Source organism: Streptomyces sp. NPDC059861, from assembly GCF_042731435.1.
Taxonomy (GTDB): domain Bacteria; phylum Actinomycetota; class Actinomycetes; order Streptomycetales; family Streptomycetaceae; genus Streptomyces.
The window spans coordinates 1-14,214 of sequence record NZ_JBHWJQ010000057.1; the positions used below are offsets into that span (position 1 = coordinate 1).

General features: G+C 69.9%; 14 protein-coding genes and 1 pseudogene. 11 read left to right on the forward strand and 4 right to left on the reverse strand.

Annotated elements, in window-relative coordinates:
• Positions 1 to 95 (forward strand): annotated as a pseudogene (locus ACFV6X_RS33215) (carboxymuconolactone decarboxylase family protein); the annotation flags it as partial.
• Positions 96 to 313: 218 nt separating this feature from the next.
• Here ACFV6X_RS33215 and ACFV6X_RS33220 read toward each other — a convergent pair.
• On the reverse strand, positions 314 to 1,096 hold the full coding sequence (locus tag ACFV6X_RS33220; RefSeq protein WP_385389944.1) for a DUF899 family protein: 783 nt from the start codon (positions 1,094 to 1,096) through the stop codon (positions 314 to 316).
• A 282-nt stretch (positions 1,097 to 1,378) separates the two neighbouring features.
• On the opposite strand from ACFV6X_RS33220, the gene ACFV6X_RS33225 reads away from it, so the two are divergent.
• The 5 genes from ACFV6X_RS33225 to ACFV6X_RS33245 all read left to right on the forward strand — a co-directional run bounded on the left by ACFV6X_RS33225 (position 1,379) and on the right by ACFV6X_RS33245 (position 6,847).
• The gene (locus tag ACFV6X_RS33225) at positions 1,379 to 1,948 is read left to right on the forward strand and encodes a 2Fe-2S iron-sulfur cluster-binding protein (protein WP_385389946.1); all 570 of its coding nucleotides are present in this window, start codon (positions 1,379 to 1,381) and stop codon (positions 1,946 to 1,948) included.
• Entirely contained in the window at positions 1,945 to 2,931 is a 987-nt protein-coding gene (locus tag ACFV6X_RS33230) for an FAD binding domain-containing protein (protein WP_385389947.1), read from the forward strand. Before ACFV6X_RS33225 ends, ACFV6X_RS33230 begins: the two co-directional genes overlap by 4 nt.
• A gap of 9 nt (positions 2,932 to 2,940) precedes the next feature.
• Positions 2,941 to 5,169: a molybdopterin cofactor-binding domain-containing protein gene (locus ACFV6X_RS33235; protein WP_385389949.1), complete on the forward strand. Its 2,229-nt coding sequence runs from the start codon at positions 2,941 to 2,943 to the stop codon at positions 5,167 to 5,169.
• 332 nt (positions 5,170 to 5,501) lie between these two features.
• Positions 5,502 to 5,999: a hypothetical protein gene (locus ACFV6X_RS33240; protein WP_385389951.1), complete on the forward strand. Its 498-nt coding sequence runs from the start codon at positions 5,502 to 5,504 to the stop codon at positions 5,997 to 5,999.
• Positions 6,000 to 6,139: 140 nt separating this feature from the next.
• On the forward strand, positions 6,140 to 6,847 hold the full coding sequence (locus ACFV6X_RS33245; protein ID WP_385389953.1) for a response regulator: 708 nt from the start codon (positions 6,140 to 6,142) through the stop codon (positions 6,845 to 6,847).
• Here ACFV6X_RS33245 and ACFV6X_RS33250 read toward each other — a convergent pair.
• The gene (locus ACFV6X_RS33250) at positions 6,825 to 7,232 is read right to left on the reverse strand and encodes a response regulator transcription factor (RefSeq protein WP_385389954.1); all 408 of its coding nucleotides are present in this window, start codon (positions 7,230 to 7,232) and stop codon (positions 6,825 to 6,827) included. The two genes, ACFV6X_RS33245 and ACFV6X_RS33250, sit on opposite strands and share 23 nt — an antisense overlap.
• Positions 7,233 to 7,505: 273 nt before the next feature.
• Between ACFV6X_RS33250 and ACFV6X_RS33255 the strand changes: the two genes are divergently transcribed.
• Positions 7,506 to 7,913 carry an ATP-binding protein gene (locus tag ACFV6X_RS33255; protein ID WP_385389956.1) on the forward strand — a complete coding sequence of 136 codons (408 nt, stop codon included), beginning with the start codon at positions 7,506 to 7,508 and terminating at the stop codon, positions 7,911 to 7,913.
• A 134-nt stretch (positions 7,914 to 8,047) separates the two neighbouring features.
• Positions 8,048 to 9,634, forward strand: a complete 1,587-nt coding sequence (locus ACFV6X_RS33260) for a DUF4118 domain-containing protein (RefSeq protein ID WP_385389958.1) — start codon at positions 8,048 to 8,050, stop codon at positions 9,632 to 9,634.
• An 84-nt stretch (positions 9,635 to 9,718) separates the two neighbouring features.
• On the opposite strand, the gene ACFV6X_RS33265 is transcribed toward ACFV6X_RS33260, so the two are convergent.
• Entirely contained in the window at positions 9,719 to 10,330 is a 612-nt protein-coding gene (locus tag ACFV6X_RS33265) for a TetR/AcrR family transcriptional regulator (protein ID WP_385389959.1), read from the reverse strand.
• Between the two features lie 150 nt (positions 10,331 to 10,480).
• Here ACFV6X_RS33265 and ACFV6X_RS33270 point away from each other — a divergent pair, with 150 nt between their 5' ends.
• A complete protein-coding gene (locus ACFV6X_RS33270; protein ID WP_385389961.1) occupies positions 10,481 to 11,251 on the forward strand; it encodes an SDR family NAD(P)-dependent oxidoreductase in 771 nt (256 codons plus the stop codon).
• Between the two features lie 156 nt (positions 11,252 to 11,407).
• On the opposite strand, the gene ACFV6X_RS33275 is transcribed toward ACFV6X_RS33270, so the two are convergent.
• Entirely contained in the window at positions 11,408 to 12,628 is a 1,221-nt protein-coding gene (locus ACFV6X_RS33275) for a saccharopine dehydrogenase family protein (protein WP_385389962.1), read from the reverse strand.
• A 124-nt stretch (positions 12,629 to 12,752) separates the two neighbouring features.
• On the opposite strand from ACFV6X_RS33275, the gene ACFV6X_RS33280 reads away from it, so the two are divergent.
• Positions 12,753 to 13,472, forward strand: a complete 720-nt coding sequence (locus tag ACFV6X_RS33280; RefSeq protein WP_385389964.1) for a TetR/AcrR family transcriptional regulator — start codon at positions 12,753 to 12,755, stop codon at positions 13,470 to 13,472.
• 332 nt (positions 13,473 to 13,804) lie between these two features.
• Positions 13,805 to 14,020, forward strand: coding sequence for a hypothetical protein (locus ACFV6X_RS33285; protein WP_385389996.1), 216 nt, complete (start codon positions 13,805 to 13,807; stop codon positions 14,018 to 14,020).
• Positions 14,021 to 14,214 lie beyond the last annotated feature (194 nt).

A 14,214-nucleotide genomic window follows, 5' to 3' on the forward strand; every position in this document is an offset into this window, starting at 1 on the left:
TCATCTCCCTCATCGCCGTCATCAACGCCTACAACCGCATCAACGTCATCAACCAGCAGCCCGCCGGCAGCTACCAGCCCGGCCAGTTCGGCTGATCCACCACCCCGACCGGCCCACCCGGTCCCCGCTTCACCGTCGTAACTGACAGCCGTCCGGCGCGGGCCTCCGTACGCTCTTCGAGGACTGTGACGGCGTCTTCGGTCCGGCCGGCGTCCGAGGTGGCCCAGGCTCTCCTGGGCCACCGGCGCCGGTCGGCGTACGGGGTGCACGGGATGCCGCCTCCGACAAGAACCCGGCCGCCCGGCGGGCGCGTTCAGTGGTGGTGGCCGTGCCGGCCGAGGGTCTCCGCGGGAGTCGCTCCGGGGCGGATCCACTGCGGCACGGGGCGGCTGGTCGGGCCCCAGGTGGCGTTGCCGTCCGCGTCCGATCGCCAGGACCAGCACGGGCCGCGTCCCTCGGGCCGGCCCTCGGGGTTGTCCTCCCAGGCCTCGCCCCGGCCGTAGGGCGTCATGTCGAGCAGGCCGAGTGACCCGTTGACCCGCTCGTTGCCACGGCCCGTGGTGGAGTAGGTGAGGAACACGCGCTCGCCGTCGCGCAGGAAGCTGGTGAGGTAACCCATGGGGCCACCGACCGGCGCGGCCACGTCGCGCACCGAGTACCAGGGCTGGGTGTAGCCCATGAACTCGACGTAGGAGGCCACCTCGTCCCAGCGGCCCGTGGTCAGGATGGCGAACGAGACGCCGCGCGCGTTGAGGTAGACGGCGTCCTTCAGGTGCCACGCCGTGGTGGTGCAACCCTCGCACTGCCCCTGGTGCGGGGCGCCGTCGTACCACATGTGCTTGTAGACCACGAGCTCGTCGCGGCCCTGGAACAGGTCCAGGAAGGGCACCGGGCCGTCGGGTCCGACGACCTCGACCTTCCCGTCGAGCTCCACCATCGGCAGCCGGCGGCGGGCCGCGGCGAGGGCGTCGCCCTCGCGGATGTGGGCCTTCTCGCGGACCAGGAGCTCGTCCCGGGCGGCCTGCCAGGTGGCCAGGTCGACGACGGGCGGGTGCCCGGGCAGCGCGGTGGTCGGGTCGTCCGGCGGGGTCGTCATGATGTTCTCCGTGGTGTGTCGTGGGTGTGCCAGGCAGCGCCGTAGTACGACGTTCCGCCACGGTCACCGGAACAGACTCGCGCCCCGGCCGAAACTCATCGCGACGGACGGCGCCCCGGCCGAAACCACCGGCGACCAGGGCTTCCGCCCCGACGAGCGACCTGGTGGATTCCGCGAGACCCTGAGAGCGGGGACCATGCCCGACGGGCCATCTCAAGGGCTGACAAGAGCGGCGACGCACATCCAGCACACACCCGCACCTAGCGAGGAAGGCGGGCCGCGATGACCGAAGCGGATACGGGCGCCACGGGGCGGAGCCAGGTCGGTCCGAGCCCACTCTCGGCGGTCAGGCTGAGCGTCAACGACGAGGCGCGGGAACTGGAGGTGGATCCGCGCACCACGTTGCTCGACGCGCTACGCGAACATCTGCACCTGAGCGGGACCAAGAAGGGGTGTGACCACGGGCAGTGCGGTGCCTGCACCGTGCTGATCAACGGCTGGCGCGTCAACTCCTGCTTGACGCTCGCCGTCATGCACGAGGACGACGAGATCGTCACCGTCGAGGGTCTGGGCGATCCCGGCGCCATGCACCCCATGCAGCGCGCCTTCGTCGAGAACGACGGCTTCCAGTGCGGCTACTGCACGCCGGGCCAGATCTGTTCGGCCGTCGGCATGCTCGCCGAGGTGGAGGCGGGCTGGCCCAGCCATGCCACCGCCGACGTGGGCTCGCCGGACGTCGCGTTGACGAATGAGGAGATCCGCGAGCGGATGAGCGGCAACATCTGCCGGTGCGCCGCCTATCCGAACATCGTCGCGGCCATCCGCAGCACGGCGGGAGGTGGGCCGCAATGAGGTCGTTCACCTACGAGCGCGCGACGGACGTGCCGACCGCGATCGCCGCGGTGTCCGGCAACGGAGCCAAGTACATCAGCGGCGGCACCAACCTGCTCGACCTGATGAAGCTCGGCATCGAGACGCCCAGTCACCTGGTCGACATCAGCCGGCTTCCGTTGCGGGACATCGAGGAACTCCCGGACGGCACATTGCGCATCGGCTCCCAGGCCGTCAACTCCGTGGTGGCCGGCGACCATCGTGTGCGCGCCCGCTGGCCCATGGTGTCGGAGGCGTTGGTGGCCGGCGCCTCGGGGCAGTTGCGCAACAAGGCGTCCACCGGCGGGAATCTGCTGCAGCGCACCCGCTGCCCGTTCTTCTACGACACCGCCGCGGGCTGCAACAAACGCGACCCCGGATCCGGATGCTCCGCGATCGGCGGGTTCAACCGCATACACGCGATCCTCGGTGCCAGCGACTCCTGCATCGCCACCCATCCGTCGGACATGGCCGTCGCGATGACCGCGCTGGACGCGGAGGTCGAACTGGTCGACGCCGAGCAGGCGGTACGCCGTGTCGCCCTCTCCGACTTCTACCGGCTGCCGGGCGACACACCACACATCGAGAACGAGCTGAGGCCGGGCGAGATGATCACGGCTGTCGTCCTGCCCCCGCCCCCGCCGGGCCGGCAGAAGTACCGCAAGGTGCGCGACCGGGCGTCGTACGAGTTCGCGCTGGTGTCCGTCGCGGCCCTCGTCTCGACCACCGACGAAGGAATGATCAGTGAGGTGCGTGTGGCGTTCGGCGGCGTGGCGCACAAACCCTGGCGCGCCGTCGAGGCGGAGGCCGCGCTGATCGGCCGTCCGGCAACGATGGCGACGTATCGCGCCGCGGCCGAGGAGGCGATGCGCGACGCGGTCGGGCAGGGACACAACGACTTCAAGATCGACCTGGCCAGGCGCACACTGTGCCGCACGCTGGCGCAGGTGGCCGGGTCGAGCTGAGGAGGCGACATGATCGGGCATGCCGTGCACCGCGTCGACGGCCCGTTGAAGGCCACCGGTCGGGCGACCTACGCCTACGAGCACTGGGAGACCGGTCAACCGCTCTACGGTTTCATCGTCGGCGCGACGATCGGCAAGGGCCGCATCAGCCGGATCGACACCGAGGAAGCCGAGCGCGCACCGGGTGTGCAGTGGGTGATGACGTATCTCAACGCCCCGGAGCAGGGGCCGCGCGACGAGTCGATCCCGTTCGAGTACTGGCGCGCCCAGCCGGAGATGACCGACGCCGACGTCCACTACTTCGGACAGCCGGTGGCGCTCGTCGTCGCGACGACCTTCGAACAGGCCCGGGCCGCGGCCGATCTCGTCGACGTCACCTACAGCACCGGGCGGGGTCGTTTCGACTTCGGCGAGTTCGAGGACGACGTGTACATCCCCAAGGTGGTGAACGCGGGCCTGCCCACGGACACCGCGGTGGGCGACTTCGACACCGGGTACGCCGGTGCGGAGATCCAGATCGACCAGCAGTACACGACGCCGTACGAGTTCTCGCTGCCGATCGAGCCCAACTCGTGCATGGCGGCTCCTGACGGCGAGGACCTGGTCGTCTACGTCAGCTCCCAGATCGTCGACGCGGCGCAGGCCTCGGTCGCCGCCACGCTGCGGATGGACCCGGCGCGCGTGCACGTCGTCACGCCGTTCGTCGGCGGGGGGTTCGGTTCCAAGCTGGGCATCCATTCCGAGACGATCCTCGCGGCGATGGCCGCCCGCGAACTGGGCCGCGCGGTCAAGATCGCGATGACTCGTCAGCAGGTGTTCCAGCTCGTCGGCATGCGCCCCACGTCGAGCCAGCGGGTACGGCTGGGCGCGGAGCGCGACGGACGGCTCACGGCGATCGCCCACGACGTCACCATGCACACCAACCCGGACATCGAGTACGCCGAGCAGACGGCCGCCACCACCCGCAGCCTCTACGCCGCGCCGCACCGGCTGACCAGCCACCGGCTGGCGGCACTTGACCTGCCGCGTGGCACGGACGTCCGGGCGCCGGGCGAGGCGCCGGGCATGCTGGCCGTCGAGTCGGCGATGGACGAGTTGGCCCACACGCTCGGGATGGATCCGGTCGAGCTGCGGATCCGCAACGAGCCGACCGTCGATCCCGAGCGGGACGTGCCGTACAGCGACCGGCATCTGGTCGAGTGCATGCGCGAGGGTGCGCGCCGGTTCGGCTGGGAGAACCGGCCGGACGCCCCGGCGAGTCGCCGCGAGGGACGCTGGCTGATCGGGTACGGCATGTCGGCCGCGATCCGGGGACACTTCCAGGGGCCGACAAGCGTGCGCGTACGGGTGGGTGCCGACGGCAAGGCGGTCGTCCTCACGGACATGACCGACATCGGGACGGGCACGTACACCATCCTGACCCAGGTGGCCGCCGAAGGGCTCGGACTGCCGCTGGAACGGGTGCGGGTGGAACTCGGGCGCTCCGACTTCCCCACCAGCTGGGGGTCAGGAGGCTCGTGGGGTGCCACCAACTCGTGCTCCGCGGCGGACCGGGCGTGCGCGGCACTGCGCACGAAGCTGCTGGAGGCGGCCTGCGGTGACGAGCGTTCCCCCCTGCACGGCCTGGATGCGGCCGGCGCCGAGTTCCAGGCGGGCGGCGTGCGCATCGGCGGGGCCTCCGACGAGCTGAGCGACATCGTCGCGCGCAGCCATCCCGAAGGGTTGGAGGCGGAGGGTCAGATCCGCTTCATGGGTGACGAGCCGAACTACACGGAGTACTCCATCAACACCTACGGTGCGCATTTCGCCGAGGTGGGCGTCGACGCGGACACCGCCGAGATCCGACTGCGGCGCATGCTCGGCGTGTTCTCGGTGGGCCGCGTGTTCAACCCGATGACGACCCGCTCGCAGCTGATCGGCGGCATGATCTGGGGAGTCGGCGCGGCCCTTGAGGAAGAGGCCGTCGTGGACCCGCGATCCGGCGCCTTCGTCAACCGCGACTTCGCCGGCTACTTGGTGCCGGTCCACGCCGACATCCCCGGCGTCGACGCCGTCGTCCTCGACGGGTACGACGACAAGGCCAACCCGCTGGGCGCGAAGGGCGTCGGTGAGGTGGGCATCTGTGGGGCCGGTGCGTCGGTCGTGAACGCGGTGTTCAACGCCACCGGGATCCGCGTACGCGACTTCCCGATCACCATCGAGAAGATACTGCCTGGTCTGCCGCTGCTGGAGACCTGACACCGGGCCCGAGTGACCCGTCGTCAACCAAGCCCTCAATCAGCGTTCGGACTTGGAATCCTGCTGTCTGGATGGCGGTCACCGTCGGATTGATCGGGGCACGACGTTCAGTGGCCGGGCTCGCGCGGGTCAGCGGGAGCCCGCCATCGGCATGCCTGACACGCCCGCCAGCCGGCGTACCGCGACGGCCGACGCACACCTTCCGAAGACTGGCGTGGCCGCCCGGCTCGTCTCGCCTGCCTCTCTGAGCAGGGTCGATGTGGCATTCCGCACACTCGATTCCCGCTAGCGGTAGGTGAGAACCACCGCTGGCTGCAAAGACACCGCTCCCTGTGGGCGCAAAGCTGGAGGCAGTTCGGTTGCCGCCCGCGGAGGCGGAGAAGTTGCCGCCGCAGGCTCGAGCGACCCGCAGCCGACTATTCCGTTTTCTGGAGGGACACATCATGAACGCAAAGGCATCCAAGATCGCGCGCCTGGCTTCCGTTCCTGTCGCCGTGGCAGCCCTGAGCTTCGCGGGGGTCGGCGCCGCCAGTGCCGCCACCGCCCCCTCGGAGGCGCACAGCGGCTCCGTCAGCACGAGCCACTTCAACGCTCGAGGTTTCGACAGTCGTCACTTCCACGATGACGGCGTCGGCAACTGGTGGAACAGCGGCTACGACGGAGGCTACGACAACGACCACGGTGGCTACGGCCATGACAACGGCTATGGCGGTCACGGCGGCTACGGCGGTCACGGCGGAGGCCATGGCGGCGGTCATGGCGGAGGCCACGGCGGCGGTCACGGTGGCGAAGGCCACGGCGGCGGCGGTCACGGTGGCGGAGGCCACTGAGCAGCACCAAGGGCGGGTGAGCGTCCCGCTCTCGACTCCGGGCTGGTCGGTCGAACCGACCAGCCCTGAGTCGTGCCTCGATGCGGCATCGCCCGCGCTCGCCGCGTGCTCACCCACCGCGCCTCGCCGACAATGTGGGTATGACGCCAGGAACCATCAGCACCGGGGACGGGCCCGGCGACGAGGGACCGGCTGTGGCGGATCTGCGCGTCGTCCTCGCCGACGACGACGTTCTGCTCCGCGAAGGACTGGCCAGCCTGCTGCAGCGGTCCGGCTGCGCGGTGGTGGGTCAGGCCGCCGACGCGCCGCAGTTGCTGGACCTGGTCCGGCGGGTGACGCCGGAACTGGTGGTGGTGGACATCCGGATGCCGCCGGGACAGAGCACAGAAGGGCTGGAGGCGGCACGCACCATCCGGCAGGAGTACCCCACCATGGGCATTCTCGTCCTGTCGGCGCACGCCGAGGTGGAGCACGCGATGGAGTTGCTGGCCAGTGGCCGCAGCATCGGCTATCTGCTCAAGAGCCGCGTGCGTGACGTGCGGGAGTTCCTCGAGGCACTGCAGCGGATCGCCAGGGGCGGTTCGGTGGTGGACCCGGCGCTGGTGCAGGAACTGGTGTCCGTCCGTCGCAGGGCTGATCCCCTGGACGTGCTCAGTGCGCGGGAGCGCGAGGTGCTGGAGCTCATGGCGGAGGGCCGGTCCAACGCCGGGATCGGCCGGCGGCTCTGGGTCACCGAAGGCACGGTGGAGAAGCACGTGCGGAGCATTCTCGCCAAACTGAACCTGCCGGAGACCGACGACGACCACCGCCGTGTCCGGGCAGTGATCACCTTCCTGGAGGCCCGTTGACCGGGCCGCGCCGGTAGCTCTCGCCCGCGCCGGCGAGCAGAGCACCGATGGCGTCGCCCGACAGTGCCGTCTTGCTCAGGAAGCCCACCGCGGGGCTCGCCTCGATCAGATCGGCGTAGTCGTCCTCGGCGTGGCTGGAGATCAGGATCACCAGGAGGGCCGCCGGACCGGCCTCCCCGTGCAGGCGGACGGCCAGGTCGAAGCCACATTCGGAGCCGAGGTTGATGTCCACCAGCGCCACGTCCGGCCGGAGCCGCTCCGCGAGCCGCAGCGCCTGGGCGCTGTCGGATGCCACGCCCACAACGGCGACTCCCTGGCGCTCGAGCAGGCAGCGAGCGGCGCTCAGGAAGTAGTCGTTGTCATCGACGATCAGGCAACGCAGCATGCCTTCAGAATCCCAGGGCGGCACCTCGGTGGCATCCCTGCTAGCTGTATTCGCAGCCGTTCGCGCCGCATTCGTGTCCGCCGCCGACAGGCGCACTCACCATCCCCCGTGCACTGTCGTCAGCTGCGGTTCTGCCATTCATTCCCGCTGACCGGTACTGACGTTGGGCGCTGGCTTGGAAGACACACACGGGTACCGGAGCCGAACATGGGAATAACTGGCACGGACGGCACTCCGAGCTCGGCGGCGCCGTCGAGGAAGGAGGTGAGGGCAGTGACGCACGACCACAGCGCGAAGAAGTCGGCCCGTCCCTGGGCTCTGGCACACCTTCCGGAAGCCGCTGGGGAAGCGCGTACGATCGCTCAGGAGCTGTTGAGCGGGTGGGGGGTCGCCGGTGAGGTCGCGGACTCGGTCCTGCTGACCGTCTCGGAACTGGTCGCCAATGCCGTACAGCACGCGCAACCGCCGCTGTGCATGGGGCTGGGCTGTAACCACGACACCGGGCACGTGCACGTGGAGGTTTCCGACGGAGGTCCTGCCTCCGACGACTGGGCAGCCGGTCTCGCCGACGACGAACACGGCCGGGGACTGATGATCGTCGATCAGCTCGCCGCGGCCCACGGCGATCGCCGGGAAGCGGGCCGCGCCATCCACTGGGCGGACATCGCCTACGCACTGTGACGCGACCGGGCCGCCTCGTCGCAGACCGTCCCGAAGCGCCCCTACCCCAGTTCGGTCAGCCCCGGCCCGATTGCCGTGATATGTCATACTTTGGGTAATTACGTCAATTCTTGGTCGGCCAGGGAAGCGATGGGATGGGACGGCGTCGGATCCGCTCGCCGGGTCTGCGGTGGTGGAACCGGCTGTTCGCCAGCGTGACCATGGTGGCCGCAATGACGGGCTTCATCGCACTACTGAGGCCACACACAGCCTCTCTGCACCTTTCGGTGCTCTATCTGCTCGTGGTCCTTCCCGTCGCCGTGGTCTGGGGGACCCGACTGGCACTGATCACATCGGTGCTGTGCGTCGTTGTCTACGGGTACCTGTTCGTACCACCGTTCCAGGCGTACCCGATCGCGAACTCCGAGGACATCGTCGCCCTGATCGTCTTCGTCCTCACCGCGTTGGTCGTGGGACAGCTGGCGGCCCGGTTGCGGCGAGCGGTGCGGTCGGCGGAACGCCTGACGCGGGAGCACGTCGCGTTGCGCCAGGTCGCGACACTGGTCGCCCGGTCGGGTCCGCCCTCGGAAGTCTTCGAGGCCGTCACACGCGAGGTAGGTCTGCTCTGCGGCGCCGACGTGGCCCGCATGGAGCGCTACGAGCCGGACGGAACCGTCACCGGCGTCGCCGCCTGGAGCCGGAGCAGGCAATCCGACCCTCTGCGCGTGGGGACCCGATTCGACCTGAGCGGGCTGAGCGTCGCCCGCGATGTGCGGCGCAGCGGTCGCCCGGTGCGGATCGAGAGCTTCGCGGACGCCACGGGGCCGATCGCACAGGAGTCCCGCGCCATGGGCATCCGCTCTTCGGTCGGCTGCCCGGTCACCGTGGGCGGACGTCTGTGGGGGGTGATCGCCGCCTCCACGAGGGACAAGCCCTTCCCCGGGGACACGGAGGCGAAGATCGCCAGCTTCACCGAACTCGTCGCCACCGCCGTGGAGAACGCCGAGGCCCGTGCCGAGCTCTCGGCCTCGCGCGCCCGCATCGTCAACGCCGCTGACGAGGCGCGCCGGCGAATCGAGCGCGACCTCCACGACGGCGTCCAGCAACGGCTGGTGTCGCTGGTGCTGCTCGTCGGTTCGACGCAGGAGATGGTGCCACCGGGGCAGGTCGAGCTCCGCACGCGGCTCCATGAAGTGGGCGACGGCCTGACGGACGCGTCGGAGGAACTGCGCGAGATGGCACGGGGCATCCACCCTTCGGTCCTCGCGACGGGCGGTCTCGTCTCCGCGCTCAAGGCCCTTGCCCGCCGCTGCCCCATACCGGTCGATCTCGCGGTCCACACCGCGGGAAGCCTGCCCAAGCAGGTCCAGGTGAGCGGCTACTACGTCATATCGGAGGCGCTGACCAACGTGGTCAAGCATGCGCGCGCCACGGCCGTCACGGTCACCGTCGTGGCGGACGACACGGTGCTGCACCTGGCGGTCCGCGACGACGGCGTCGGGGGTGCCGACTTCGACGCGGGTACGGGCCTCGTCGGGCTCAAGGACCGTGTGGAGGCGCTCGGCGGCCGCATCAGTGTCGACAGTCCGCACACGGCGGGCACCACTGTGCGTGTCGAACTGCCGCTCTCGTACCGGGACAGTGACACCTCGGATCTGCCACGAGGGCCGGCGTTGGGCGCGCCCGGCCCGGCCGGCCGCGTTCTGAGCAGCAGCCCGCAGACGCGTTCCTTGCCACCGTGATCGACATGCCTCAGCTCGGGTCGCGACCGACCGGCGATGCGAGGCGTACGCCTCTTCCACCAGCCTGGCAGCACTTGCCGGCCGTCAGGGCCGAACCGGCGCCCGGCTCGCCCTGAGGTGTTCGATGCCGGTGTCGAGTGCCGCCTTCAGGTGGGTCGAGTCGCCCGTGGCCATCATGATGGCCACCCCTCCTTGGATACCGGCCAGCAGCGCGGCGGCCGACCGGTCCACGTCCAGGGCGGGCGACACCACGCCGTTCGCCTGCATGGCGCGCATGCCGCGGGCGAGTTGCCGCTGCCATTGGCGCATGAGCTCGGTGACGATCGCCCGGGCGCCGGGGCGGGAACGCCCGACCTGCAGGAACAGTGAGCCCAAGGGGCAGTGGTCGCCCTGGCGTTCATAGCGTTCCACCACCAGGTCCCGCCACTGCTGCCAGGACTCCCAGGAGTCCAGCCGCCCGAGATGGGGCTGCTGCTCCTCCAGGACACGGTCAGCCTCGAACTGGGCGACCGCCAGCAGCAGCTCGTCCTTGCCCTCGGGGAAGTAGTGGAAGAGCTGGCTCTTGCTCGTGCCGGTCCGGCCGCGGATGTCGTCGAGCGTCGTGAAGGCGACGCCCTGCTCGCGCAGGACCTCGGCAGCCCCCTCGATGATGCGGGCCCGGGTGGCCCGTCCCTTCGCAGTCGGCGCGTGCGGCATCTCGCTCCCTTTAGGCTGCCTCGCTGGACCAGCAGGTCCACTCTACGTCCACGCGCCCCGACACCCGCTGGACGCCAAACCTCTGGACTTGCCGGTCCATTTTTGGCGAGGCACCGTGATGGCTTACGGAGCACGAAGGAGACGGGCGTCATGAGCGAGCGGCTGAGGGACAAGACAGCACTGGTCACGGGATCGACCAGCAACATCGGACTGGCGATCGCCGAAGCGTTCGCCGCGGAAGGGGCCCACGTCGTCGTGTCCGGGCGGAATCAGGAACGAGGGGCTCAGGCAGCCGACAAGATCCGCGCAGCCGGTGGCCGCGCGGACTTCCTGGTGGCGGACCTCGACGGCAGCAAGCAGGCCTCCCAGGACCTCGCCGAACGAGCCCGCGAGATCCTGGGCGGGCGGATCGACATCCTGGTGAACAACGCCGGCATCTATCCGGCACCGGGCACCGTCGCCACCGACGAGAAGACCTTCGACGAGGTCTACGCGGTCAACGTGAAAGCACCGTTCTTCCTCACCGCTGCCGTCGTCCCGGCCATGCAGGAGGCCGGTAGCGGTGTGGTCATCAATCTGGGCTCGTGGATCGCGCGGCTGGGCGTTCCGCTCGGCGCTCTCTACAGCTCCACCAAGGGAGCCGTGGAGACGCTCACACGGGCCTGGGCGGCGGAGTTCGGGCCGACGGGGGTGCGCGTGAACGCCGTCTCGCCCGGCGTGATCCTGCCTCCGGCTCCCGAAGGGAGCGAGCCCCATGCGGGCGAGATCATGATGAAGGGCACGCCGGCCGGCGGCGTCGGCACTCCGGACGCCGTCGCGCAGGCCGCGGTCTGGCTGGCCAGTGAGGAAGCGGCCTTCGTGCACGGGACCGTTGTGGACGTCGACGGGGGCAGGACGGGCGTCGCCGTCATCGCCGCGTAGCGCACGAATCCTCCGGCGATTCGTCCGGCGCCGCGCCGCGTAGCGACCGGGCCAGGCCCGGGAATCCGCCGGAGTGCATCGCGGATCCGGTGGGCGCCGCGGCGGTTGGGGTTCACCGCCGCGGCGGGCCGATGCGCATTGGCGACGCGAACGCCCTCACTGCTCCCGCATGCCCCAAGGAGACCCGTACTCGGTGAGCAGGTCCAGGAAGGGGCGGGCCGGGAAGGCTTCCGGGCCCAGGACGCCCTTGCCGGTCCAGGTGCCCGACGCGAGGAGTTCCAGGGCGACGACCGGGTTGACCGCGGTCTGCCACACCACGGCCTGGCAGCCGTACTCCGCCATGGACCACTCGTTGTCGACGACGTGGTACAGGTACACCTCGCGCCGCTTGCCGTCCTTCAGACCGCGCACCAGGGTGCCCGCGCAGGTCTTGCCCCGCATGCGTTCGCCCAGGGTGGCCGGGTCGGGGAGACAGGCCGCGACGACGTCCCGAGGCGAGACGGCGACCGCGCCCTCGGGGCCGGGCACCGTGACGGGTTCCGTCCGGTCGAGCCCCAGGAGATGCAGGGTCTTCAAGGTGTCGATGAACTCGGTGCCCAAGCCGTACTTGAAGGTGACGCGCCGCGCCTCGATCCACCGTGGTACGAGGAGGACCTCCTCGTGCTCGACGTTCACGCACTCGACCGGGCCGATGCCCTCGGGGAAGTCGAACACCTCGGGTTCGCTGAAGGGCGCGGTGGTGAACCAGCCGCGCCCGGCCTCGTAGACCACCGGCGGGTTGAGGCATTCCTCGATCGTGGTCCAGATGCTGAAGGACGGCGCGAAGGCCAGTCCGTCGACGGTGAGATCGGCTCCGTCGCGGATGCCGATCTCCTCGATCCGGTCGAAGAGTTCGTCTGCCGCGTGGCGTGCGAAGACGTCGGACAGGCCCGGCTCGACGCCCATGCCGACCAGCGCCAGGGCCCCGTTCTCCTCCCACTGGTCGGCCTGGGCGAACTGCGCGTCGCCGAGCTTCACGCCGCACTCCTCGTGCGGGCGCTCGGGATGCGGCCGGGACAGCGACATCGCCATGTCCAGGTAGGTGACGCCCGCCGCGCGCGCCGCCTGGAACAGGGGCATCACGAAGCGCGGGTCGGTTGCGTTGAGCAGGACGTCGCACCCGTGGCGGCGCAGCAGTGCCGTGACCGCCTGCTCGTCCTGGGCATCCACCTGCTCCGCCCGGAAGCGGTGGCCACGTTCTCCGAGGGACGCGACGGCCGCCTCGGCTCGTGGACGGTCGTAGTCGGCCACGATCATGGTGTCGAGGAACGGCCGGCGGGCCGCGATCCGGGTGATCGCCGTGCCCACGCCACCGGCTCCCACGAGAAGTACGCGCATGATCAGTTTCGCCTCTCAGTCGAGCTTCCATCGGTTTGGAGGGCCCCTGGCCGGAATCAAAGGCGCCCCGCGCACATAAGGTCAATGACGTTGGCATAAGACACGCCCGCCAAGAGGAGCCGAGATGCCGAAGCCCGTCATCCGCGAGGAACACCGTCGGCGGCGCCGCCCCACCAGGAGCGGCACCGTGCTCTCCGACGCGCTGTTCGTCGATGCCGCCCTGCGCCTGCTGCGGGAACACGGCAGCGCGGGGCTCACCGCCCGCCGCCTGGGCCTGGTCCTCGACTGCGACCCCAGCGCCCTGTACCGCTACTTCCGGGGAATGGACGACCTGATCCTCGCCATCGGCGACCGGCTCATCGGGCAGGCGTTGGACGGCTGGAAGCCCACCGGAGAGTGGCGGGCGGATCTGCGCGGCGTGGGCCTTCGCATCCACGCCGCGTACACCGCCCATCCCCAGGCGGCCCAGCTGACCGCCAGCCGCGTCTCGGGACGGCCCAACGAACTGGCCGCCGACGAAGCGGTCCTGGACATTCTGCGCACGGCCGGCTTCCCCTCGCCGGACACCGTGCGCATCTACCACGCGTTCATCGACCAGACACTGGCCTTCGCCGCCCTCGACGCCGCGTCGCTCGCCCTGCCGCAGCAGTCGCTGCGCTCGGACGAGGACATGTGGCGCTCGACGTACGCGACGCTGCCTGCCGGCGCCTACCCCCGCATCGCCGAGGCGGCGCCCCTCCTCGCCTCCCGCATGACGACCAGTGCGTATCCGACCGCGCTGGAGATGCTCCTGGACAGCGTGGCCGCCCAGCGGTACGGGCTGGGAGGCCAGGAGTCCGGGTGAGGGAGATCGCCGTGGGCCGGCGGCTCGGCGCGCGGGTGCGGAAGGGCTTCGGACCGTACCGAACTCCTGCTCGCCACCTGGGCGGCACTCGGGCAGTCAGCCTGCAGCCACCGTGAACAGGGCGATGAGGTCCTTCTTCGTCGGCTCGAAGCAGCGTCCCCCAGCACTCGCGGCCTCATCGCCGCTCGGAGTGGCGAGGGTGGCGCCGAAGGGACGATTCCCTCTCTTGCTCGGCACACGCGGCTTATGTCAAAAGTAGGGACTTGTCCTTTGTAGGGACGACCTCACCCCGTCAGGCGGGCCGGTGACTCACATACAGTACGTGCGTGGAGATCAAGTGCAGCCAGTGCCAAGCCGGTGATCTGCAGCCCGGATTCATCGAGGACGGCGGTGACCACGCGAGCGGGTTCTCGCGCTGGATACCCGGGCCCCTGGAACGCGGAATCTTCGGCGGAGCCAAGCGCTGGGGGCGTCCGCGCTACCAGATCGACGCCTACCGCTGCTCCCACTGCGGCCACCTCGAACTCTTCGCCCCGCGCGAGGTCTGACGCCGCGTCACGACAGCGCCTCCGGGACGACGCCCCGCATCCGCTCCAGGGGAGGAATCCCCCGAGGTGCACGGCAATTTACGTCCGAGGGCTTGCCGACCTATTGCCTCACCACTTAAATCAAAGCCTGAACTAAGACGCTGTGTAGCCGTGTTGGTCCTTCGTCATGCCCTCAGGCGAGTGGATCACCCGCA

Coding starts and splice junctions, on each gene's coding strand:
- ACFV6X_RS33220 (WP_385389944.1), bottom strand. CDS start 1,096: ATGACGACCCCGCCGGACGACCCGACCACCGCGCTGCCCGGGCACCCG.
- ACFV6X_RS33225 (WP_385389946.1), top strand. CDS start 1,379: ATGACCGAAGCGGATACGGGCGCCACGGGGCGGAGCCAGGTCGGTCCG.
- ACFV6X_RS33230 (WP_385389947.1), top strand. CDS start 1,945: ATGAGGTCGTTCACCTACGAGCGCGCGACGGACGTGCCGACCGCGATC.
- ACFV6X_RS33235 (WP_385389949.1), top strand. CDS start 2,941: ATGATCGGGCATGCCGTGCACCGCGTCGACGGCCCGTTGAAGGCCACC.
- ACFV6X_RS33245 (WP_385389953.1), top strand. CDS start 6,140: ATGACGCCAGGAACCATCAGCACCGGGGACGGGCCCGGCGACGAGGGA.
- ACFV6X_RS33250 (WP_385389954.1), bottom strand. CDS start 7,232: ATGCTGCGTTGCCTGATCGTCGATGACAACGACTACTTCCTGAGCGCC.
- ACFV6X_RS33260 (WP_385389958.1), top strand. CDS start 8,048: ATGGGACGGCGTCGGATCCGCTCGCCGGGTCTGCGGTGGTGGAACCGG.
- ACFV6X_RS33265 (WP_385389959.1), bottom strand. CDS start 10,330: ATGCCGCACGCGCCGACTGCGAAGGGACGGGCCACCCGGGCCCGCATC.
- ACFV6X_RS33270 (WP_385389961.1), top strand. CDS start 10,481: ATGAGCGAGCGGCTGAGGGACAAGACAGCACTGGTCACGGGATCGACC.
- ACFV6X_RS33275 (WP_385389962.1), bottom strand. CDS start 12,628: ATGCGCGTACTTCTCGTGGGAGCCGGTGGCGTGGGCACGGCGATCACC.
- ACFV6X_RS33280 (WP_385389964.1), top strand. CDS start 12,753: ATGCCGAAGCCCGTCATCCGCGAGGAACACCGTCGGCGGCGCCGCCCC.